The sequence below is a fragment of the Arthrobacter cavernae genome (assembly GCF_017368795.1).
In the GTDB taxonomy this organism is placed as follows: domain Bacteria; phylum Actinomycetota; class Actinomycetes; order Actinomycetales; family Micrococcaceae; genus Arthrobacter; species Arthrobacter cavernae.
Map to the genome: position 1 here is coordinate 22,581 of NZ_JAFNLL010000026.1, position 19,277 is coordinate 41,857.

Annotated in this window: 20 protein-coding genes and 4 pseudogenes; 15 read left to right on the plus strand and 9 right to left on the minus strand. The window is 65.1% G+C overall.

Features of this window, described 5'->3' with window-relative positions; translation table 11 throughout:
- Positions 1–36: 36 nt before the first annotated feature.
- Both J1902_RS11440 and J1902_RS11445 read right to left on the minus strand, forming a co-directional pair.
- Positions 37–663 (minus strand): TetR/AcrR family transcriptional regulator, encoded by a 627-nt coding sequence (locus tag J1902_RS11440; protein ID WP_207616385.1) that lies wholly within the window; start codon positions 661–663, stop codon positions 37–39.
- A 68-nt stretch (positions 664–731) separates the two neighbouring features.
- Positions 732–1,150 (minus strand): annotated as a pseudogene (locus J1902_RS11445) (LysR substrate-binding domain-containing protein); the annotation flags it as partial.
- A gap of 83 nt (positions 1,151–1,233) precedes the next feature.
- Between J1902_RS11445 and J1902_RS11450 the strand changes: the two are divergent.
- The 7 genes and pseudogenes from J1902_RS11450 to J1902_RS11480 all read left to right on the plus strand — a co-directional run bounded on the left by J1902_RS11450 (position 1,234) and on the right by J1902_RS11480 (position 6,499).
- Entirely contained in the window at positions 1,234–2,751 is a 1,518-nt protein-coding gene (locus tag J1902_RS11450) for a purine-cytosine permease family protein (RefSeq protein ID WP_207616386.1), read from the plus strand.
- Complete coding sequence (locus J1902_RS11455) at positions 2,744–3,352, plus strand: TetR/AcrR family transcriptional regulator (protein ID WP_207616387.1); 609 nt, start codon at positions 2,744–2,746, stop codon at positions 3,350–3,352. The genes J1902_RS11450 and J1902_RS11455 overlap by 8 nt, the downstream gene beginning before the upstream one ends.
- Positions 3,353–3,451: 99 nt before the next feature.
- A complete protein-coding gene (locus J1902_RS11460) occupies positions 3,452–4,441 on the plus strand; it encodes a nitrilase-related carbon-nitrogen hydrolase (protein ID WP_207616388.1) in 990 nt (329 codons plus the stop codon).
- Positions 4,438–5,457: an agmatine deiminase family protein gene (locus J1902_RS11465; protein ID WP_207616389.1), complete on the plus strand. Its 1,020-nt coding sequence runs from the start codon at positions 4,438–4,440 to the stop codon at positions 5,455–5,457. The genes J1902_RS11460 and J1902_RS11465 overlap by 4 nt, the downstream gene beginning before the upstream one ends.
- Before the next feature lie 96 nt (positions 5,458–5,553).
- Positions 5,554–5,922 (plus strand): annotated as a pseudogene (locus J1902_RS11470) (SDR family NAD(P)-dependent oxidoreductase); the annotation flags it as partial.
- Between the two features lie 53 nt (positions 5,923–5,975).
- Entirely contained in the window at positions 5,976–6,242 is a 267-nt protein-coding gene (locus tag J1902_RS11475; protein WP_207616390.1) for a type II toxin-antitoxin system Phd/YefM family antitoxin, read from the plus strand.
- A complete protein-coding gene (locus J1902_RS11480) occupies positions 6,239–6,499 on the plus strand; it encodes a type II toxin-antitoxin system RelE family toxin (protein ID WP_207616391.1) in 261 nt (86 codons plus the stop codon). Before J1902_RS11475 ends, J1902_RS11480 begins: the two co-directional genes overlap by 4 nt.
- A 231-nt stretch (positions 6,500–6,730) precedes the next feature.
- Here the strand turns inward: J1902_RS11480 and J1902_RS11485 are convergent, their stop codons facing one another.
- Positions 6,731–7,525 carry a hypothetical protein gene (locus J1902_RS11485; RefSeq protein WP_207616392.1) on the minus strand — a complete coding sequence of 265 codons (795 nt, stop codon included), beginning with the start codon at positions 7,523–7,525 and terminating at the stop codon, positions 6,731–6,733.
- The gene (locus J1902_RS11490) at positions 7,518–8,213 is read right to left on the minus strand and encodes a helix-turn-helix domain-containing protein (RefSeq protein ID WP_207616393.1); all 696 of its coding nucleotides are present in this window, start codon (positions 8,211–8,213) and stop codon (positions 7,518–7,520) included. Before J1902_RS11490 ends, J1902_RS11485 begins: the two co-directional genes overlap by 8 nt.
- 123 nt (positions 8,214–8,336) lie before the next feature.
- On the opposite strand from J1902_RS11490, the gene J1902_RS11495 reads away from it, so the two are divergent.
- Positions 8,337–9,098 (plus strand): formylglycine-generating enzyme family protein, encoded by a 762-nt coding sequence (locus J1902_RS11495; protein WP_207616394.1) that lies wholly within the window; start codon positions 8,337–8,339, stop codon positions 9,096–9,098.
- Positions 9,099–9,137: 39 nt separating this feature from the next.
- Here J1902_RS11495 and J1902_RS11500 read toward each other — a convergent pair whose 3' ends face one another.
- Positions 9,138–9,602, minus strand: a complete 465-nt coding sequence (locus J1902_RS11500; protein ID WP_207616395.1) for an NUDIX hydrolase — start codon at positions 9,600–9,602, stop codon at positions 9,138–9,140.
- A gap of 127 nt (positions 9,603–9,729) precedes the next feature.
- Between J1902_RS11500 and J1902_RS11505 the strand changes: the two genes are divergently transcribed.
- Positions 9,730–10,368 carry a GOLPH3/VPS74 family protein gene (locus J1902_RS11505; protein ID WP_207616396.1) on the plus strand — a complete coding sequence of 213 codons (639 nt, stop codon included), beginning with the start codon at positions 9,730–9,732 and terminating at the stop codon, positions 10,366–10,368.
- Positions 10,369–10,405: 37 nt separating this feature from the next.
- On the opposite strand, the gene J1902_RS11510 is transcribed toward J1902_RS11505, so the two are convergent.
- From J1902_RS11510 to J1902_RS11520, 3 genes are all read right to left on the minus strand, one after another.
- Complete coding sequence (locus J1902_RS11510; RefSeq protein ID WP_207616397.1) at positions 10,406–11,842, minus strand: MFS transporter; 1,437 nt, start codon at positions 11,840–11,842, stop codon at positions 10,406–10,408.
- A gap of 85 nt (positions 11,843–11,927) precedes the next feature.
- On the minus strand, positions 11,928–12,938 hold the full coding sequence (locus J1902_RS11515; RefSeq protein WP_207616398.1) for a CapA family protein: 1,011 nt from the start codon (positions 12,936–12,938) through the stop codon (positions 11,928–11,930).
- 155 nt (positions 12,939–13,093) lie between these two features.
- Complete coding sequence (locus J1902_RS11520; RefSeq protein ID WP_207616399.1) at positions 13,094–14,005, minus strand: helix-turn-helix transcriptional regulator; 912 nt, start codon at positions 14,003–14,005, stop codon at positions 13,094–13,096.
- Between the two features lie 128 nt (positions 14,006–14,133).
- Here J1902_RS11520 and J1902_RS11525 point away from each other — a divergent pair, with 128 nt between their 5' ends.
- The 5 genes and pseudogenes from J1902_RS11525 (at position 14,134) to J1902_RS11545 (ending at position 17,878) form a co-directional block, all read left to right on the plus strand.
- A complete protein-coding gene (locus J1902_RS11525) occupies positions 14,134–15,507 on the plus strand; it encodes an MFS transporter (RefSeq protein WP_207616400.1) in 1,374 nt (457 codons plus the stop codon).
- On the plus strand, positions 15,504–15,914 hold the full coding sequence (locus J1902_RS11530) for a (R)-mandelonitrile lyase (protein ID WP_207616401.1): 411 nt from the start codon (positions 15,504–15,506) through the stop codon (positions 15,912–15,914). The genes J1902_RS11525 and J1902_RS11530 overlap by 4 nt, the downstream gene beginning before the upstream one ends.
- A gap of 33 nt (positions 15,915–15,947) precedes the next feature.
- Positions 15,948–16,805, plus strand: a pseudogene (locus J1902_RS11535) (aldo/keto reductase).
- Between the two features lie 11 nt (positions 16,806–16,816).
- Positions 16,817–17,512, plus strand: coding sequence for a flavodoxin (locus tag J1902_RS11540; protein WP_207616402.1), 696 nt, complete (start codon positions 16,817–16,819; stop codon positions 17,510–17,512).
- A gap of 45 nt (positions 17,513–17,557) precedes the next feature.
- Entirely contained in the window at positions 17,558–17,878 is a 321-nt protein-coding gene (locus J1902_RS11545; protein WP_207616403.1) for a carboxymuconolactone decarboxylase family protein, read from the plus strand.
- A gap of 1 nt (position 17,879) precedes the next feature.
- On the opposite strand, the gene J1902_RS19695 is transcribed toward J1902_RS11545, so the two are convergent.
- Positions 17,880–18,011: a hypothetical protein gene (locus tag J1902_RS19695; protein ID WP_278253627.1), complete on the minus strand. Its 132-nt coding sequence runs from the start codon at positions 18,009–18,011 to the stop codon at positions 17,880–17,882.
- Positions 18,012–18,392: 381 nt separating this feature from the next.
- Between J1902_RS19695 and J1902_RS19355 the strand changes: the two are divergent.
- Positions 18,393–18,881, plus strand: a pseudogene (locus J1902_RS19355) (phosphoribosyltransferase); the annotation flags it as partial.
- Positions 18,882–19,277 lie beyond the last annotated feature (396 nt).

Consider the following 19,277-nt stretch of genomic DNA (forward strand, 5'->3'; position numbering starts at 1 on the left):
TACCTACGGGAACTCAACGTGCCCGGTGCTGGTGGTTCAGGACTCGTGCAGCCCGTGGTCCTGGATGGTGTGGTCATGAAGCGGTGCGAAGGCGATTTGCTCCGTGCGGGCGATGCTTCGCTGGATGGAGGCCTCATCAACGCCGAGAAGCGTGGTCAGCCACATGCCGTTTTGGATGACGACAATGTCAGCGGCCCGCTCCCTGCATGCCTCCCATGACAGATCGGGTTGGGCGTTGGAAACCAGCGCGGCGAGGCCGTCGAGATAGCGGTCGAAGGCCTCGGCGTTGATCTGTGCATAGCCCTCGTCCGCCTGGGCGAGGGCCCAAAGGTGCAGGCGCAGCGACAGGTAGCGGGTGGTCAGCAGGTCTGCGGATGCCACTCGCCGCAGGGACCGGCGCAGCTGTTCCTCCGGGTCTGACGACGGGTCGGGTGCCACCAGCAGGAGGTCGTGTTCGTCGACCCGGCGCAGGGCTGCCCGTATCAGGCTGGTCTTGTCGTCGTAGTAGTAGTTCACCAGGCCGAGCGCGACGCCGGCTTCGCGGGCCACAGCCCGCATGCTCACACCCGAAATCCCATGGCGGGACAGCAGATCCAGCGCCGCCTCGAGAATGCGCGACTGCCTGTCCATCTGTTCGCCGGAGTTCACGGCATTCGTCCCCATCTGGCCAGACTATTGCCTAACCCGTAACGAGTGCACTTTCAAGGGCCGCATGACCTTGCTGTAGTCGGTCAGGATGTCGACCGAGTGTCGAACGCCGCCGCCGATTCCCGGAGGAGGCGCGCCACTGTGTCCACGGGCAGGCTGGCTGCCCGCCGCCGGTCGAACCGTCGCAGGACGATGCGCCGCGTGCCCAGTCCGGGGACGTCCAGGACGTCCACCCCGTCATGGCTGACGCCGCTCAACGCCAGGTGGGCACGATGGCGACACCCTCGCCTGCCGCCACGAGTGCCAGTGCGGTCAGCGTTTCCTGGTACTGATGCACCGTCTCCAGCTCGGCTCCCGTGGACTGGCGGAGCCGGCCGAGCACCGCAGAGTTGGCGGCTGAAGAGTCAACGCCGAGCCAGGGAAGTGGCAGATTCCCAAGGTCGATGTTCTCTGTGGTGAGCAGGGCACCCGCGGGAACCACCAGCTTCCAAGGCTCGTCCAGTTGCCAGCTATTGACTGAAAATTCAGTCAGGCCTTATGGTTGATGCAATGCATCAACATGATGTAGCTCACGAAAGGCTTGCCATGATCAGCACGCGCAACCGCAAAGACGCGGATTCCGTCGGTGCCGCATCCGCGCACAAGGACCGCTTCGGCCGCATTGAGTCGGCCGGCATTGAGTTCATTCCCGACGAACAACGCACCTCCCGCCCCCGGAACCTGTTCACCGTGTTCTTCGGCGGCAACTTCGCCTTCTCGGTCATCGTTTTCGGCTGGCTTCCCATCACCTTCGGCCTGGACTTCGTGGGCGCCGCCACGGCCAGCCTCACCGGTCTCCTCGTTGGTACGGCCCTGATCGCCCCGATGGCTCTCCTGGGGCCACGGACCGGCACCAACAACACCGTTTCCAGCGCCGCACACTTCGGCACCCGCGGGAGGTTGATCGGTTCCGCTCTGACCCTGTTGTTCGCCCTTGCCTACGCCGCCATTGCGGTCTGGACTTCGGGTGACGCGCTGGTTGCCGCCGCCGAGCGGCTGCTGGGAGTACCGGTCGACGGCGTCACGCTCGCCATCGGCTACGCCCTGATCTCCGTGGAAATCGTATTGGTTGCGCTCTTTGGCCACGGCACCGTGGTGGCGATGCAGAAGTTCGTCGCACCCGTCGTCGGCGTCCTGCTGCTGATCGGCGTCGTTGCCTTCGCACCGACGTTCAGCCCCACAACAGTCCATGCCGACTACCTTCTGGGCGATTTCTGGCTCACCTGGATCCTCTCCGCCGTCATTTCCGTCGGCGGTCCCCTCTCCTATGCACCCACTCTGGGCGACTACAGCCGGCGCATCTCGCGGACGCTGCACTCGGACCGCTCCGTGGTGACGTCCGCATGCCTCGGCGTGTTCCTCGGGCTGTTCGTTACTGCCCTCTTCGGCGCCTTCACAGCCTCGGCCATCCCGGAACTCGGCGGCTCCTACGTCGCAGACCTGGTGCGGTCCGCGCCGGCCTGGTACCTGATGCCAATCCTCATCATCGCCCTGGCCGGCGGCCTCGGCCAGGGCGTGCTCAACCTCTACGCCAGCGGTCTGGACCTCGAAGCCTTGTTCCCGCGGCTCCGACGCATCCACACCACCCTCATCACCTCGGCGATCGCCGTCGGGCTCCTCTACGTGGGTGTCTTCGTCTTCAACGCTGTCGACTCCATTACGGCCATGACGCTGGTCCTCAACGGATTCGCGGGGCCGTGGGTGGCCATCAACGTCCTCGGATTCCTGGTCGCCCGCCGCGGCAAGTACCACGCCGCGGATCTCCAGCTCTTCCGCGCAAGCGGCCCGCGCGGACGCTACTGGTTCAGCAATGGCTGGAACCTCCGCGCGGTGATCCCCTGGGCCGCGGGTTCGCTCTTCGGAGTCCTGGCCACGGACACATCCCTCTACACGGGCCCACTCTCGCAGCTCGCCGGTGGAATCGACCTCAGCTTCATCGGCTCCACGGTCATCGGAGCCGCCGGCTACCTCCTGGCGCTCCGGCTCTGGCCCGAACCGCCTGCCTCCCTGGCCGAGGCCGCACCAGAGCGGGGTGAGCACGTATTACTGTCAAACCATGACTGACAAACTAGCCAGGATCCTCACCGCCGCCACCACCTGCATCGCCAGGAACGGCGTCCGGGGAATGCGGGTCAACGATGTGGCAGCAGAAGCCGGTGTCTCGCCAGGCCTCCTGTACTACCACTTCACCGACCGGGCCGGCCTGCTTGCCGCAACACTTGAACACATCAACAAGCAGGTCAGCAAGGACGACTCCCCCACCTCCCCTGACGCCGAAGACCGCGCCCGGCACTTCAGGCACCTGCTCCTTGACGAAATCAAAGACGACGCTGATGTCCGCCGGAATTCGGTGGCCTGGAACGAGCTCCGGGCCTGCTCCATCTTCGAACAGGAGCTGGCGGAACCGCTTTCCCGGACAACGGCGGAATGGAACCGTGAGATCGCCCAGGCCATCGTGGCCGCCAGCGAAGGCACCAGCGAGGACGAGGCCGCAGTCACCGCGGAGATCCTCACCAGTTTGGTGGAAGGGATCTCCGGCCGCTGGCTCAACGGTTTCATCACCACAGACCACGCGCGTTCCCTGTTGACGACGGCCATCGACTCACTCACCACAGCACGCCCGACCACCTTGAAGGAACCTTCCGAACAGGGTCTGGGCAAATGAACCACCGACCCAACTCTCAACCACTTATCAAACGACGCGATTCCAGCGGAATCCCGCGATCATGCAAGGACCCCTAGGGTCCCGTTAGGAAGCACCACCATGGACATCATCGCCAACACCGAACCGCCCGCCTCCTTCGCCCGGAGCCAGGAAAGCACCCGCCGGCCCCTCCGCGTGGCCCTGGTCCAGCACCGCTGGCGGGAAAACGCCGCAGAGCTGAGGTCGGTGCTGACCGGGGCCGTCGGCAAAGCCGCCGACGCCGGAGCCAGGGCCGTGTTCCTGCCGGAACTTACGCTGTCCAAATATCCGGCCAACGTCCGGGCCGGCAGCAACCCCGCCCGGAATGCCGAGGACCTGCTCAACGGCCCCACCTTCGAGTTCGCCGCCAACGCGGCCCGGAAACACTGCGTCACCGTGCACGCCTCGCTCTACGAGCGCTCAGACGGAAACGACGGACTGGGCTTCAACACCGCCATCCTCGTCGCGCCCCAGGGCGAGCTGCTGGCACGCACCCGCAAGACCCACATTCCCGTCAGCGCCGGCTACTACGAGGACACCTACTTCCGCGCCGGACCGGCCGTCGACGCCTACCCCGTGTACCGCCCCGCGGAACTGGACGGGGCCGCCGTCGGACTCCCCACCTGCTGGGACGAATGGTTCCCGGAGGTCGCCCGGCTATATTCGCTGGCCGGCGCGGAAATCCTGGTCTACCCCACGGCCATCGGCTCGGAGCCGACCTTCCCGGAGTTCGACCACCAGCCGCTGTGGCAGCACGTGATCACAGGCCACGGCATCACGAACGGCACGTTCATGGTGGTCCCCAACCGGACGGGCGACGAAGGCGACATCAACTTCTACGGTTCCTCGTTCATTTCCGATCCCTACGGCCGAGTCCTGGTCCAGGCGCCGCGGGACCGGGAAGCCGTTCTGGTAGCCGACCTCGACCTGGACCAGCGCAAGGACTGGCTGGACCTGTTCCCGTTCCTGACCACGCGCCGCCCCGACACCTACGCCGGGCTCACCCGGGAAGTCGATTTTGACCGCCCGTACGGGGCGGTATCCGCCAAGCAGACCGCGGCCCAGCCATGAGCTGGATGATGCCGAGCGAGACGGCCCGCCAGGAAAAGGTCTGGATGGCATTTCCGCCGGAGAGATCCTCGATAGGGCACACCGCGGAAGAAACCCATGAGGCCCGCACAGCGTGGGCAGCCGTGGCACATGCTGTGGCGGAATTCGAGCCGGTCACCATGGTCGTGGACCCGCCGGACATGGCGGCCGCGCGGACCTATCTTTCGGCTGGCATTGACCTCGTGGAAGCGCCCCTCGACGACGCCTGGATGCGGGACATCGGGCCCACATTCGTGACCGGAGACGACGGCCGGCTGGGCGGGGTGGACTGGGTCTTCAACGGCTGGGGGCAGCAGGAATGGGCCAGCTGGGGCAAGGATTCCGGGGTCGGTGCGGAAGTGGTGAGGCTGGCCGGGGCGGAGCTGCTGGACAGCCCGCTGGTCAATGAAGGCGGCGGGATCCAGGTGGACGGTCTGGGCACCGTGCTGGTCACCGAGACGGTGCAGCTGGATAAGTTCCGGAACCCGCACCTGACCAAGGCGGACGTCGAAGCCGAGCTGGCCCGCACCATCGGCGCCACGCATATCATCTGGCTGCCGCGCGGGCTGACCCGTGATTCGCAGGAACTCGGAACCCGCGGACACGTGGACATCGTGGCCGCCATCCCGTCGCCCGGTGTGCTGCTGGTCCACTCCCAGCGCAACCCTTCGCACCCGGACTTCCAGATCACCGCCGATATCATCGCGATGCTCGCCGGGACCCGGGATGCGCAGGGCCGTGCCTGGGACATCGTGGAGGTACCGGCCCCGGACACGCTGCGTGACGAGCTCGACTGGGTCGACTACAGCTACATCAACCATCTGGTGGTGAACGGCGGCGTCATCGCCTGCAGTTTCGACGACCCCGCGGACGCGGGAGCCCGCCGGATCCTGGAGCAGGCGTATCCGGGCCGCGAAGTAGTGATGGTCGATGCCCGCCCCATCTTCGCCAGGGGCGGCGGCATCCATTGCATCACCCAGCATCAGCCCGCCGTCTGACCGCGGCAGCCATGCAGCCCGCTGCTGTGGGCGACGTGCCCGTCGCCCACAGCAGCGGGCTTTCCACGGCAATACCACGGGTAATCTCGTCTGAGCCGCTGCCCGGCACTGCACATCAGCAAGGAACGCCTGGACGACCTGGTGGCCGAGAACGCCGGACTGGACCTGGTCCCCGTGGCCGGCGACATCTCCGCCGAAGAGACCGTGGCCGCCGTCGTCGCGGCCGCCGGCGGACGGGTCGACGCCCTGGCGAACGTCGCCGGCATCATGGACAACTTCGCCCCGATCCACGAGGTGGACGACGACCTCTGGGGCCGCGTCTTCCGGATCAACGTCACCGCCCTCATGCGCCTCACCCGCGCCGTGGTGCCGCTGATGCTGGAAGCCGGCACCGGCTCCGTTGTCAACGTCGCCTCCGAAGCCGGCCTGCGCGGGTCCGCCGCCGGTGCCGCCTACACGGCGTCTTAGCCGATTTCGCGCTAATGTACATTTCAGCGTAGGCTGCCTAAAATTGTGTCATGAGCGAGATGACTGTGACCGATGCGCGGAGCAGGCTCTCCGAGGCCGTCGATACCGCGCGCGTAAGCCATGAACCGGTGTACCTGCTGCGCCGTGGCCGCCGCGTGGCTGCGTTGATCGACGCCGAGGACCTGGCCCGCCTGATTGAGGCTGCCGAGGATCTGGAGGATCTCCGGGCGGCTAACACGGCTCGGACCGAAATGGCCGAGACTGGCGAAGGCCCCGTGCCTTGGGAGGAAGTCAAGGCGGAGCTGGGCCTGGCGTGAGCTATGCCGTGCAGCTCGCGCCGGCTGCCGTCCGGCAACTGCGCAAGCTCCCGCCCGACGCCCGCCGGCGCATCCAGGCCGCCATCGAGCTCCTCGCTGAAACACCCCGCCCACCTGGCGCCAAGAAACTGTCCGGAAGCAGCGGCGACTGGCGTGTCCGCACAGGCGATTACCGGATCATCTATGAGATCCGGGATGAACAGCTCATCGTCCTGGTTCTCGCCATGGGCCACCGGCGGGATATCTACCAGCCCTAGGCACGGCCCACCCCGACACCCTCCGACAGCGGGTCTCGCCAGTTCGCGGTGCCGGTCCCTGAGGCTTGAGGCGCTCCGCGTGGGCCGCGTTGCTTCCTGACCTTCTTTGGATTCTCGAAGGCGGAAGTTCAATCTAAACGGGTTGAACTTGCACGCTGAGCTTCGCAAAGAAGGTCAGGAAGGAGCGGCATCAGGGAAGGCGTGGAGAGCCGCGGTGGAGCCGCCAAATCTCTAGCTCTTCTTGAGCCTGTTCACCGGTGGCAGGCTGTGGTTGGCGGCCAGAATCCGGAGCGCATCCATGGCGATGATCCGCTCGGCCGGCTCCAGCAGCTGCCAGGACCTGTGCCCGTCGTCGGAGAGCACCCTGTGCAGGCTCAGGACGCGGGATTTATCGCTGCCTTTCATCAGTCCCACGGTTACCAGCGGGTTCCGGATGGTCGCACATAGGACCACGGCATCGTCGAGGTGTCTGTCCTTGTCGCGGGAGTCCTCCCTGTAGGCGGCACCCTTCAAGACCAGTGCGCCAAGGGGGTTGGGGATGCTGACGAGCACCGGGCCGTCGTCATCGGCGGTCATCCGGCAATTAACGGTGCGCTGTAAAGCCTGGGTGCCTCCGGGGATCTGGAAAGGCCTGCGTCCTCCGAGACGCGGGATCTTGGCCGGTGCCAAGTGATCGGCAATCATCACATCGATCTGCTGTGCCCCTCGGACGAACCGGTGCGCCGGGGCGTCGTCGTCGATCGACTGCTGGAGCGTATAGCCCAGCTTGCTCAGGACGGCCACAACTGACGACGTCGCTGCCGCGCCTGTTTCGATGTGGAGGACGATGTCGACGTCGGCTGTCGGCCTGGAGACGGCAAGGCCGGCGGCTGCGGCATGCAGTTGGACCATGAGGCCACCGACCAGGGTCCACTGCGTGGAGGGGAGTGTCCTGGCCAGTTCTACGCACTGCGGCCAGGGAGTGCCCCAGCCGCCCGGTGGGACAGGGACGTCCCACAATTCGCGGTCATCGGCTGGCTCAGGCATGGAGGAGTTCACTGATGACGCGCTGGCCGGCGCTGCGCTCACGGGAGGCGAGGGAGTTCATCATGTCTACGGCAATGGCGGCCACCGGTGCCCGGCCCGCCGCGAAGGGTTCGGCGAAGTCGACCTCATGGATGATGGCGTTGCCTTCGGGGTCCTGGACCATGCTGAACGCGTCGGCCAAGGCTTGTGCGTCCCCAGCCATTACATAGCCTTCGGCTATACCGCCGCCGCCGGCCATGCCGAATGTTGCCGCTGTGTTCTTGTCGCGCATGGCAGCGGCACCGCTGGCGATCAAATGATCGTTCAGGGCGGCGAGTCCGTCCGGGCTGATCCTGAAACGGATCGTCTTGTCTTTGTTCCTGGCAAGGATGCACACGGCGTCGGCGTCCAGTTCGCGGAGCCTGGATTTCAGCCGGGACTTCTCTGAGGAAGAGATCCATGTGGGGTTCTGTCCCGAGAGCAGGGCCAAAGCAGCCCAGGCTGTCTTGGCCGTCCATGCCCGGCCGCGGCGGGTCCCCCTGGCAGCGATTCGCTCGACTGAGGACCTGTCGATGAGAATCGTTTTCCCTGCTGTCCCAGCCGAGGTCAACTGGCCGGAGCTCAACAGTCGGTGGACGGACATCTTGCTGCGGCCGAGGCGGTCGGCGGACTCTGCGACGGTAAGTGCCGTGATTGCTGCTGCTGCCATGCACTAATAGTTACGCGTCTATCGAATAGTGTCAAAGCGCTAACCGTTATACATCTAACGATAAGTGTCAACTCTCGTGCTGCATCGGACGCTGGTCATGCGCGCCATTTAGGCTTAGCTCCCATGGACACCAAGCCGCCACAACTCCTCAGCCTGCCCGGCGGCGAAATTGAGCTCCGTGACGCACGCACTGGCCGCAGCAACGCGGTGACCCTCACGGCCTTCCAAATTGGAAGAACCGCGGTGACGTGGGCCGAGTTTGGAGCGCCAAGGTATGGGAGCGGGCGCTCCCCTCACGCGCCGGCCCACGGCCTCACATGGTTTGACGTCATCGAGTGGTGCAACGCCGCGTCTGTTGCGCAGGGCCTCACCCCGGCCTACGCGCGGAGCGGCCGCAAGGTCGAATGGGACGTGGCGGCCGATGGCTACCGGCTGCCCACGGAGGCCGAATGGGAATACGCCTGCCGCGCGGAAACTGCCGGGCCGCACTACGGTCCGCTCGATGAGGTCTCCTGGACGGCGCTGGACGGGCTGTCTGCGCCAACCGACGTCGCGCTCAAGGCTCCCAACGATCTCGGTGCGTACGACATGCTGGGCAACGTCTGGGAGTGGTGCTGGGACTACGCCGATCCGGCCAGATACGCGGACTACAGGACATTCCGCGGTGGAGGTTGGGCTGACGACGCGTGGAACGTGCGCGCGTCGGTGCGCCGTGGCAGCGCGCCTGACGCTGTCCTGGAAGACGTCGGATTCCGGGTGGCACGTAGTGCCTGCGGGCAGCCCACCGTAAAAGCCGCGCAGGGGTGGTCAGACGAAGCTGACCGCGATCGGGCTAAAGTCCGCGGCCCGATCCCGTTTGGCTGGACCCCTCTGCGGTTTGACTGAACTGGAGAGAGCGACACCTGAAGATGGTCAGCAGCCCGGTTAGCGGAGGTGCTGGATGAGGGCGTCGAGGATCGGCAGTTGGCCGCCCACCAGTTTGGTGCGGGCTTCGGTCTCGCTGGCCCAGCAGGCGTCGTCGATCTCAGGGTAGCTCCGGACTATGCCGGAGCCCCTCGGCCATTCCAAGTCAAAGGTGTTGCTCACGATTCGTCCGGGTTCAAAGTCCGACTCGGCCGTGAAAACAGTGACGACCTTGCCCGAGGGTTGCCGGAAGGCGCCCAGCAGTAGGTAGTCGACGGCGGGTGCGGGAGTGCCGATCTCCTCGGCGAACTCACGGTGCGCGGCCGCCAGAGGGTCCTCGTCTTCGGTGTACTCGCCTTTGGGAATGGACCAGGCCCGGGCGTCCTTGTGCGCCCAGAAGGGTCCGCCCATGTGCGCTATCCACACCTCCAGTTCCGCTGCAGCGCTCCGGCGGTACAGCAGGATGCCCGCGCTCCGAACGGTCATTTTCCCTCCCACAACGGGCCGTTGATGCAGAGCACCACTCAAGGCAAGAGTACGACGGCGGGAGGCTCCCGCCGTCGTACTCTCGCCTGCCGTTGTAGTGGCCGCCCAACTGCGCCACCATGATCCTATGGATGCTGAAACACCGAAAGACGGGGAGCTGAGCCTTCCCCAGGCATTTCTACTACTGGCAACGGACGACAAGGGCGGCGAGCCCGAACTGCCGGCGTTCGTCCTCAGGGTCGCAGTGGCAGGCGCAGTCTTGGCCGAGCTGGAACTGCTCGGCGCAATAGAGCTGCAGGGGAAGCGCGTCAGGGCCACCGGCGCCGCCCCGGAATCGGAGTTCCAGCACCAGCTGGAACTCATCCGTGAAAAGTCACGGCCCCACACTCCCAAACGCTGGGTCGCCATGCTGGAGAGCCGCGCCGAACTGCACCGTCTCTACGAGGGGATGGCGTCGCTGGGCGTCGTGGAGCATGTCGGCGAAAAACGCCTGGGCCTGTTCAAGACCACGCGGTATCCGGAGAAGGACCACGCTCCGGAAGCCGCGCTGCTGCAAAAGGTCCAAGCCGTACTCGGCGGTGCGCCGTCCGATTCCAGGACCACGGCTCTGACGGCCCTGCTTTATGCGGCAGGGCTGCTGGACAGGCTCTTCCCGGGAGCAGAACAAATCCGGGCGAGGGCATTGGCGAAGGACCATTGGCCCTCCCGTGCGGTGGTGGACGAACTGCGCATGGTCAGGATGGCGGAAGCGGAAGCCGCAACGTAGAGCGCACTGTTCGCCGGAAGCGGACGGCGGTACGCCCCTACTCGTCCACAGGGGGCGGTGCTGCCGTCTCCTGTGCTTCTGCAGCCGCCTGCGCATACGTCGCCGAGACCCGGCGGTAGACCGGGGTCAGGAAGGCCAGCAGCGCGGCCGCGATCATGATGATCCCGGCCACCAGGAACACCAGGGCAATGCCGCGGGACACGCCCTCGCCCAGCAGCGGGGCCAGTTGGGCGGCGCCCTCAGCGGACCGCGCGTACGGGATGATCCAGACCTGGGCTATCGGCGCAATGAGGAACGCAGTGATCGGCGCGGCCGCGGACTCGAACGCCATGGCGAATCCGAAGACCCGGCCCTGCCGGGGCAGGGGCACCACCTGCTGGATGACAGTCTGTTCGGCGGCCTCCACGAAAGGTATCAGGACCAGGTACAGCCAGATGCCGGCGACGTACAGCCATGCCCACTCCCGCAGCGTGAACACCGCACCGAGGAACCCCATCAGGAGCACCGCGATGAGCAGGGTGCGCAGCGGGTTGGACCCGAGCCCGAACTTGCCGATCAGCGCGCCGCCCACGAGCAACCCGGTGGAGCCGACGGCGAAGAAGGTCCCCCACAGCTCCACGGGGAACATCTCCAGGCCGTAGGGATCCATCAACGCCATGTAGACGCCACCAATGAAGTTGTTGAACGTGGAGAACAGGATCAGTGCGAACAGTCCGGCAATGGCCAGCACGGCGGCGAGGGAGCCGCGCAGGTCGAAACCGCCGTGCGCGTCCGAGGCGGCCGCGCGCACCTCCTCGGGCATGCGCAAAGTGAGCAGGTGCACGAAGGCCAGCGCCGTGAGCACCAGGGAAACGACGATCGTCCAGCCCATGCCCAGCAGCCCGATCGACAGCCCGGAGAGCACCGAGGTGACGATGAACATCAGTCCCTGCACCATGCCCACCAGCCCGTTGGCATTGGCCCGACGATCCGGGTCGATGAGGATGGTGACCGTGGTGGAGAGGGCGATGTTCCGCATGTTTTCCACCACCGCGCCGATCAGGATGACCATGGTGAAGATCCAGAACCACGGCTGTGTCAGGTCCAGCAGCCGGGCGGTGGGTATCATCAGGAACATGACCCCGGACAGCACGAACATCACCAGGGTGAAACCGGCGGCGAAGCGCATCACGGCCAGCTTGCGGTAGCGGTCCACGAAGGTGCCGAAGCTGATGCTGGAAAGGGCGATCAACAGCATGTACGCGCCGCCGACCACCCCGGTGGCGATCACGTTGCGCGTCTCCAGATACACCCAGAACGTCAGGGCGAACCACAGGTAGCTGGTGGTGATGTTGGCCAGGGCAGTGTTCACCAGGATCCCGGCGAACGTGCGGGACCGCTGTGCCGGACTGCGCAAGGACGTGTCGATGGCGTTCGGATCGGTCAGGCCTGGAGCCGCAGCGACCCCGGCCGGGGCCGATTCGTGCTCGGTCATGCGTCCCAGTTTACTGACAACAGACGGTAGTGGACACGGTCACAGCGATGTATCTCGCCTGCCGCCCGGGGCTAAGCTGCCGCAGTCACACCACGGAGGAGGCGTCCGTTGAGCCTTCTCGGATCGAGCCGATCGGGATTTCCAGCACATTCTCGCCCTCGATCCAGACGCTCCGCGTGCCGAGCTGCTGGCTCAGCCGCTGCATCCGCTCGGCAATATTCCGCGCGCTCCGACGCGCCAGGCGAGTCTGGAATTCGGTGATTGTCGTCGGATGCAGGCGCAGCTTGCGGGGTGCGCCTCCGAGGGTTTCCAACAGGAAGATGAATGATTGATCGTTGCGTTCAGTTGGGTCCACGGCGTAGTCATCCACGAAGTCGCCAGCGCTGTAGATAATGGGCCGGTCCCCGTAGATTTCGACGCCGCGGAAAATGTGCGCCGAATGCCCGAACACGACATCGGCCCCTGCATCTATCAGCGCCCGCGCCAGACTCTGATGCGCGGTCGGGACAGCGGCCCCCCAGTTGGGGCCCCAGTGTGCCGAAACGATCAGCAGCTGAACCCGGACCTTCGTCCGCCGGACCAGTTCCAGCAAATCCGTCACCCGCTGGTCACCGGGGTCCACGGGCACGTAGTGGATTCCCGGGGACCGGGCGGTCGCCTCCCAGCCCGGCTCGTTGTCGGTGAAGGCAATGAAGCCGACCGCGGTTGGGCCTACCCGCCGGACTGCCGGTCGCCGGGCAGCTTCGGCGTCCATCCCAGCCCCTGCCCGCAGGATCCCGTGCCGATCGAGTGCCGGCAACGTCTCCCGAAGCGCATCAACCCCGAAATCCAGCACATGGTTGTTGGCCAGGGACACCACGTCGATCGCCGCGGACCTCAGACTCTCCACGTTTTTGACGTCCGAGCGGAAGTGGAACACCTTGCCCACCTCAGGCGTTCCGCCGTTCGCCAGGACGCATTCGAGGTTGGCAAACCTGATGTCCGCCTGCCGGAGGACTGGGAGGGTATCGCCCCAGGGATAGGCGGGATCGGCCACTCTCAGCTGCTCGTTCACCAGCCGTCCGAGCATGACGTCCCCCAGGAGTGCGATCCGCATGCTCCACCTCCACGTTGGCAGGGCCTTTTCTATCAGAATGGACCGCTTCCTGGTCTGGTGCCAGTTCGGTGCGTCAAATCATGATGCCGGCTCTTTGCCCGGTCAGCTATGGCGGGGTTTGAAGCGCTTTTGGCAGTGCTACTCGGTCCACGTGGTCACGCCCGCACGTCCCCTTCGTGTGGGTTGCGCACTGCGGGGCTGGCGGCAGCTGGGTCGACCGGGAGCTTTCCGGTGTTGCTCCAGCTGGCGAGGAAGTCGAGTTGTTCCTGGGCATGGCTGTCTGGTTCGGCGGTATAGGCGATGAGGGTCATGCCTTCTCCGGGAAGTTCGAGTGCGTCGCCAGTGAGTTCAATCTCACCGACGAGGGGGTTGCGCATGGTTTTTCGCGCTGTCCGGTGGAAGCGGACGTTGTGACGGGCCCAGCGGGTGGAGAACTCGGTGCTTCCTGCGGCGAGGTCACCGATGAGGTTGTTGAGGTATCGGTCTCGGGGGTTGCGGCCGGACTCGGTGCGCAGTGCGGCGGCGAAATCATCGGCGAGGGTGCTCCAGTCGACAAAGAAGTCCTGTGAGCGGGGATCGAGGAACATGAACCGCGCGAGGTTGAGGGGCAGGGTTTCCGGGCTGAGGATGCCGGTGTAGAGGGCGAAGCAGAGGTTGTTCGCTGCCAGGATCTCCATTCGGGAGTTCCGGACGTACGCGGGCGTGCCGGTCATCCCGGCGAGGATCCGTTCGACGCTTGACCGTAATTCGCCGTGTGCTCTACGGTTGCCGGCTGGGCGGGACGGTGCGGCAGCTTTGGCCAGATCAAACAGGTGGGCTCGTTCGGCCTCATCCAGCTGCAGGGCGCGGGCGAGCGAGTCAAGGACCGAGTCGGACACGCCGCGCAGGTTTCCGCGTTCGAGGCGGGCGTAGTATTCGGTGCTGACGCCGGTCAGCAGGGCGACTTCCTCGCGTTTGAGTCCGGCGACCCTCCGGGTTCCGCTGTAGGCGGTCAGGCCGGCTTGGGCGGGGGTGATCCGCGATCTGCGGGTCATGAGGAACTCGCGGACGTCCTTGTTGTTGTCCATTCCTCTACGCTACGACGGCTTGGAACGGGCTAACAGGAACTGGCAGTACACCGTACAACAGGCACTCTTACGCGTCTAAACGAGCTGGTCTTCTTGAATCAGTTGCTTTTCCAGCCTGAAAGGACTTCATGCCTTTGTCTGCTGTCACCTCGTCGATCACGGCGACCCGTCCGCGCGCATCGTTGGCTGTTGCCATGCTGGGCTTCTTTGTCGTGGCCCTGGACGCCCTGATCCTCAACGTAGCCCTCCCTGCGATCCGGAATGATTTCGGCGGAGGACTGGCCGGGCTGCAATGGGTGGTAACCGGCTATACCCTGATGTTCTCGGCGCTGCAGCTGTTCTCGGGAACGCTCTCTGACAGGGTGGGAGCCCGCCGCGCCTACGGGATCGGCATGGTCCTGTTCACCGTGGCGTCCGCTGCATGCGCCTTCAGTCCGAACCTCGCGGCTTTGGTTGCGGGACGGATCCTGCAGGGCATAGGAGCCGCGCTGATCACCCCGGCATCCCTGGCCCTTATCCAAGAGGCTTACCGCGACGCTGTGCAGCGGGGCCGGGCCATTGTGTACTGGGGTTTGGGCGGCTCCGTCGCAGCCGGAGCCGGACCGGTGCTCGGCGGTGTCCTCACAGAAATAGACTGGCGGCTCATCTTCTTCGTCAACCTGCCGGTCGGGGCCGCAGCGCTCATGGTCCTTGCCCGCGTGGCCCGATCGCCGCGCCGGCCGATGCCTTTCGACTGGGCCGGGCAGGTCACCGCGGTACTGGCATTGGCAAGCTTGACCTACGGCATCATCGAGGGCGCCTCCGCCGGCTACGGAGGCCCCGAAATCCTTGCCACTTTTGCCCTGGCTGCCGCATCGCTGACGGCATTCATGGTGGCGCAGGCCAAGGGACGGGCCCCGATGATCCCACTGGACATTTTCAGTTCGCGCAGCGTCTCCACCACACTTGGCGTTGCCGTGGCCACGATGGCGGCCTTCTACGGCGTCGTATTCCTGCAAAGCCTGTACTTCCAGCAGCAGCGCGGGGCCACGGCGCTGGAGACCGGGCTGCTGTTCTTGCCGATGACCGCCCTGGTTGCCCTCCTGAATCCCTTGGTGGCCCGGCTCATGGCCCGTTTCGGGCAGGTGGCCATGATCGTGGCTGGACAGCTGGTCATGGCCCTGGGCCTTGCCGGGCTCTGCCTGCTGCCGGATGACTCGCCGGTGCTGCTCGTCGCATTCGTGATGGTGCCGGTGGGTGTTGGCGGGTCCTTCACTGTGCCTCCGATCATCGCGCTGGTAATGGACCATGTGCCCACGGAACACGCCGGGACGGCCAGCGGCGTCGTCAATACGGCCCGGCAAGTGGGAGGTTCTCTCGGCGTCGCGATTTTCGGCGCCGTCCTCACAGCGCAGGGCTTCATGGAAGGGCTACGGGCAAGCCTGGGGTGGACCGCGCTGATCCTCGTCATTCTCGTATTTGCCTCCCTGAGGCTGCGCCACGATCAAAGGAAAGCATCATGAAACTCGTTGACCTTGCACCTGCTGCAAAGGCCCCGGCCGAGAGGTTCACAGGAGACGTTTACCTGACGCCGCTCCATGCCGGCGGGGCGCCGTCGAGGCTGGTTGCTGCGTTGGTGCACTTCACCCCCGGGGCCCGCACTAACTGGCATTCCCACGTCCTCGGGCAGACCCTGTGGTGCACCGAGGGAACCGGGCTTGTTGGCACGCGCGATGGCACGGTCATCCTCATGCGCCCGGGAGTCACGGTCCACACCCCGCCCGGTGAAGAACACTGGCACGGTGCCGTGCCCGAGAGCCTGATGTGCCATCTGGCCATGGGCGAGCACGACAACGGGCAGAGCGCCACATGGCTCGAACCCGTCACTGACCTCGACTACGCAACAGCCCACACCCAAGCAATCCGATAACCCCCACACCCCTACCCAAACACAAGGAAAACCATGAAAACCGTGACCCTGAACAACGGCGTCGAAATGCCCATCCTCGGCTTCGGTGTCTTCCAGATCCCCGAGGAAGAAACCCAGGCCGCCGTCGAAGCTGCCCTCGCAGCCGGTTACCGCCACCTGGACACGGCCGCGTCCTACGGCAACGAAGCCGCCGTCGGCGCGGCGATCAAAGCCAGCGGAATCGCACGGGACGAGCTCTTTGTCACCACCAAACTCTGGATCCAGCACGCCCCAAACGGCAACGTCCAGGACGAAACAAAGCGCGCCTTCGACAACTCACTGCACCGCCTCGGCATGGATTACGTCGACCTGTACCTGATCCACCAACCCCTCGGGGACTACTACAGCGAATGGCGGGCCATGTAGGAGATCAACAAGGAAGCACGCGCCCGGGCCATCGGTGTCTCGAACTTCCACCCCGACCGTTTGATCGACCTTATTGACCACAACGAGATCGTCCCCGCAGTCAACCAAATCGAAACCCACCCGTTCCACCAGCGCGAAGCCGACCAGGCGCTGATGCGCGAACGCGGCGTCCAGATCGAGTCCTGGGGGCCCTTCGCCGAAGGCCGCAATAACCTGTTCACGGATCCCGTCCTGAGTGCCATCGCCGAAGCTCACGGCAAGTCCGTCGCCCAGGTGGTGCTGCGCTGGCTCATCCAGCGCGACGTGGTGGTCATCCCCAAATCCGTCCGGCCGGAGCGGATGGCGCAGAACCTGGACGCCTTCGACTTCACCCTCACTGAAGAACAAATGGGCCGGATCGCCGCACTGGACACTGGCGCCAGCCTGTTCTTCGACCACCGCGACCCTGCCATGGTCAGCTGGCTGGGCGGACGACGGTTCGACTGATCCTGACGGACATGAACACCCCGGACGCCGTTGGCCGGCGCTCCGTGCTGCACCTCGGAGCGGGAGCACTGGCCAGCGCGCTCATGGGCGCCACACTATCGGGCTGCACCTCAGGACCAAACCCCATGCCTTCACAAGATGCCGACACGGCACCAAACACGCCCAAGCCCACGAAAAATGAAGGCCGGCTCCTGCTGGCCTATTTCTCGCGCGCCGGGGAGAACTACTACTACGGTGGCCGGACCCACCTCACGGTCGGCAACACTGAAGTGCTCGCCGGGATGATCAGGGACCGCACAGGCTGTGACGTGCACCGAATCGAAGCCGCCGAGCCATACCCCGGAAGCTACGATGCCACCGTCGCGCGGAACGTCCGCGAGCAGAACAACGATTCGCGCCCGGCCATCGCCAACCCGCTGCCCTCCATCGAGCAGTACGGCACCGTTCTCCTTGCCAGCGGAATCTGGAATGTCCGGGCACCGATGATCATGTCCACGTTCGTCGGAAGCTACGACTTCACCGGCAAAACCATTCATCCCATCACCACGCACGCCATGAGCGGGCTCGGAACAACAAAGCAGGACTACGCCAGCTCCTGTCCGGGCGCGAACATCGCCGAAGGACTCGCCGTACGGGGCGAAGAAGTCCAAAGCGCAGGCGCACAGGTCGACTCCTGGCTTCGCCGCACCGGCCTCCTTTCAGCCTGACCACAACAGCACCCCTGCCCCTCACCAATCCAAAAGGACCGCTCCATGACCGAAATACCCCAGACCCGCGCCCAACAACTCATCGGCGATTTCGCGCCCAAACTCGTAGAACTCACCGACGGCGTGCTCTTCGGCGACATATGGGAGCGCAGCGAACTCTCCCCACGGGACCGCAGCCTCATCACCGTCGCCAGCCTGATCACCAGCGGCAGCACCGAGCAGTTGCGCGGACACCTTGCCCGGGCAAAGACCAACGGCCTGACCGAAACCGAACTCAAGGAAGCCATCATCCACCTGGCCTTCTACGCGGGATGGCCCAAAGCCATGTCCGCGATCGCAGCAGCCAAGGAAATCTTCCCGCATTAAATTATGAAAGTCCCCCTACGGCCAGGAATTCCCGGTCTGCAGGCGGTTTGCCGTGTTCGTTGATGATGGCCACGCGGTGTGTGTTGGCGTGGGTGTCGATACCGGCGATGATTTTGGTTGTTTCGTTTGCCAAGATGGAAATGGCCCCCAGTCGGAATCAATGGCTGATACGGGGCACAGGTCAGGTGGGCAGACAAACGGTAATGGGACTGGTCGAATCAGGGTCCTATGAAGTCATGTCCGCCTGGCTCAACACCCCCTTTGACGGACCTTGAGCCGGCGGACAAATCGTCGAAAAGGCAGTGCCGCCAGGCACGTCAGTTTTTTGCTGGGTCACGCCGGCTCAAGACCATTTCCAGCATCACCGTTCTTTGTTGCCGCAAAAAGCCTCGCGTGGTTCCGATTCCTGAGGGATAGAGAGATAGTTGGAGCAGGCGGCCGTCGTCGTTCATTCCGTGCTGATCGCTGGTTTGGACGGGGCTGCGGCCGCTGTCCTGATGGGAACGTCTCGGCGATGGGCATTTTTGAGGACAGGCGTGATGCGGGGCGGCAGCTGGGGCTGCGCCTGGCGCATCTGCGTGCCCAGGATGCAGTTGTCCTGGGACTGCCTCGGGGCGGCGTTCCGGTAGCGTTCGAGGTTGCGGCGGCCCTTGACGCGCCGCTGGATGTGATCGTCGTGCGCAAGCTGGGCGTACCGGTTGAGCCCGAACTCGCGATGGGAGCCATTGGGGAAGATGGTACATACGCGCTCGACAAGTATGTCCTCTCCCTCATGAAGGTCAAGCAGGAAGAACTGCTGGCTGTCGAAAGACAGGAACGGGCCCTGCTCGATGCCCGGGTGGCACGATTCCGGGCAGGCCGGACCCGCATGGATCTGCACGGCCGCATCGCCGTCGTCGTCGATGATGGGATCGCTACCGGGTCGACTGCCCGGGTGGCATGCAGCATCGCGCGAAAGCTTGGGGCTGCGAGGGTGATCCTGGCCGTTCCTGTTGCCCCTGCCGACACCCTCACCACCCTGTCGGAGCCGGACGAGGTGGTGTGCCTTGCCACGCCCCGGCAACTCACGGCTGTCGGCTACTACTACCGCAACTTCTCGCCGACGAGCGACGACGAAGTCGTATGGCTGCTGGACGCTGCTGCCGAGCGTCTGGTGCGTGCGCCTTCAGCAGCCGCCGGAAACCCTGGCCTCGATGAAGACGTGCAGATCCAAACGGACGGGGTGTGGCTCCAGGGACACATGAACCTTCCCGTACCGGCTACTGGAGTGGTGGTGTTCGCCCACGGCAGCGGCAGCGGCCGCCACAGTCCGCGAAACCAATTTGTCGCCACCACGCTCCAGCGGGCAGGGCTGGGCACCTTACTGCTTGACCTGCTCAGCCCCGAGGAGGAGCTCAAC

Coding starts and splice junctions, on each gene's coding strand:
- J1902_RS11525 (WP_207616400.1), top strand. CDS start 14,134: ATGCCTTTGTCTGCTGTCACCTCGTCGATCACGGCGACCCGTCCGCGC.
- J1902_RS11510 (WP_207616397.1), bottom strand. CDS start 11,842: ATGACCGAGCACGAATCGGCCCCGGCCGGGGTCGCTGCGGCTCCAGGC.
- J1902_RS11545 (WP_207616403.1), top strand. CDS start 17,558: ATGACCGAAATACCCCAGACCCGCGCCCAACAACTCATCGGCGATTTC.
- J1902_RS11530 (WP_207616401.1), top strand. CDS start 15,504: ATGAAACTCGTTGACCTTGCACCTGCTGCAAAGGCCCCGGCCGAGAGG.
- J1902_RS11450 (WP_207616386.1), top strand. CDS start 1,234: ATGATCAGCACGCGCAACCGCAAAGACGCGGATTCCGTCGGTGCCGCA.
- J1902_RS11540 (WP_207616402.1), top strand. CDS start 16,817: ATGAACACCCCGGACGCCGTTGGCCGGCGCTCCGTGCTGCACCTCGGA.
- J1902_RS11490 (WP_207616393.1), bottom strand. CDS start 8,213: ATGGCAGCAGCAGCAATCACGGCACTTACCGTCGCAGAGTCCGCCGAC.
- J1902_RS11505 (WP_207616396.1), top strand. CDS start 9,730: ATGGATGCTGAAACACCGAAAGACGGGGAGCTGAGCCTTCCCCAGGCA.
- J1902_RS11515 (WP_207616398.1), bottom strand. CDS start 12,938: ATGCGGATCGCACTCCTGGGGGACGTCATGCTCGGACGGCTGGTGAAC.
- J1902_RS11465 (WP_207616389.1), top strand. CDS start 4,438: ATGAGCTGGATGATGCCGAGCGAGACGGCCCGCCAGGAAAAGGTCTGG.
- J1902_RS11460 (WP_207616388.1), top strand. CDS start 3,452: ATGGACATCATCGCCAACACCGAACCGCCCGCCTCCTTCGCCCGGAGC.
- J1902_RS11495 (WP_207616394.1), top strand. CDS start 8,337: ATGGACACCAAGCCGCCACAACTCCTCAGCCTGCCCGGCGGCGAAATT.
- J1902_RS11500 (WP_207616395.1), bottom strand. CDS start 9,602: ATGACCGTTCGGAGCGCGGGCATCCTGCTGTACCGCCGGAGCGCTGCA.
- J1902_RS11485 (WP_207616392.1), bottom strand. CDS start 7,525: ATGCCTGAGCCAGCCGATGACCGCGAATTGTGGGACGTCCCTGTCCCA.
- J1902_RS11475 (WP_207616390.1), top strand. CDS start 5,976: ATGAGCGAGATGACTGTGACCGATGCGCGGAGCAGGCTCTCCGAGGCC.
- J1902_RS11455 (WP_207616387.1), top strand. CDS start 2,744: ATGACTGACAAACTAGCCAGGATCCTCACCGCCGCCACCACCTGCATC.
- J1902_RS11520 (WP_207616399.1), bottom strand. CDS start 14,005: ATGGACAACAACAAGGACGTCCGCGAGTTCCTCATGACCCGCAGATCG.
- J1902_RS11440 (WP_207616385.1), bottom strand. CDS start 663: ATGGGGACGAATGCCGTGAACTCCGGCGAACAGATGGACAGGCAGTCG.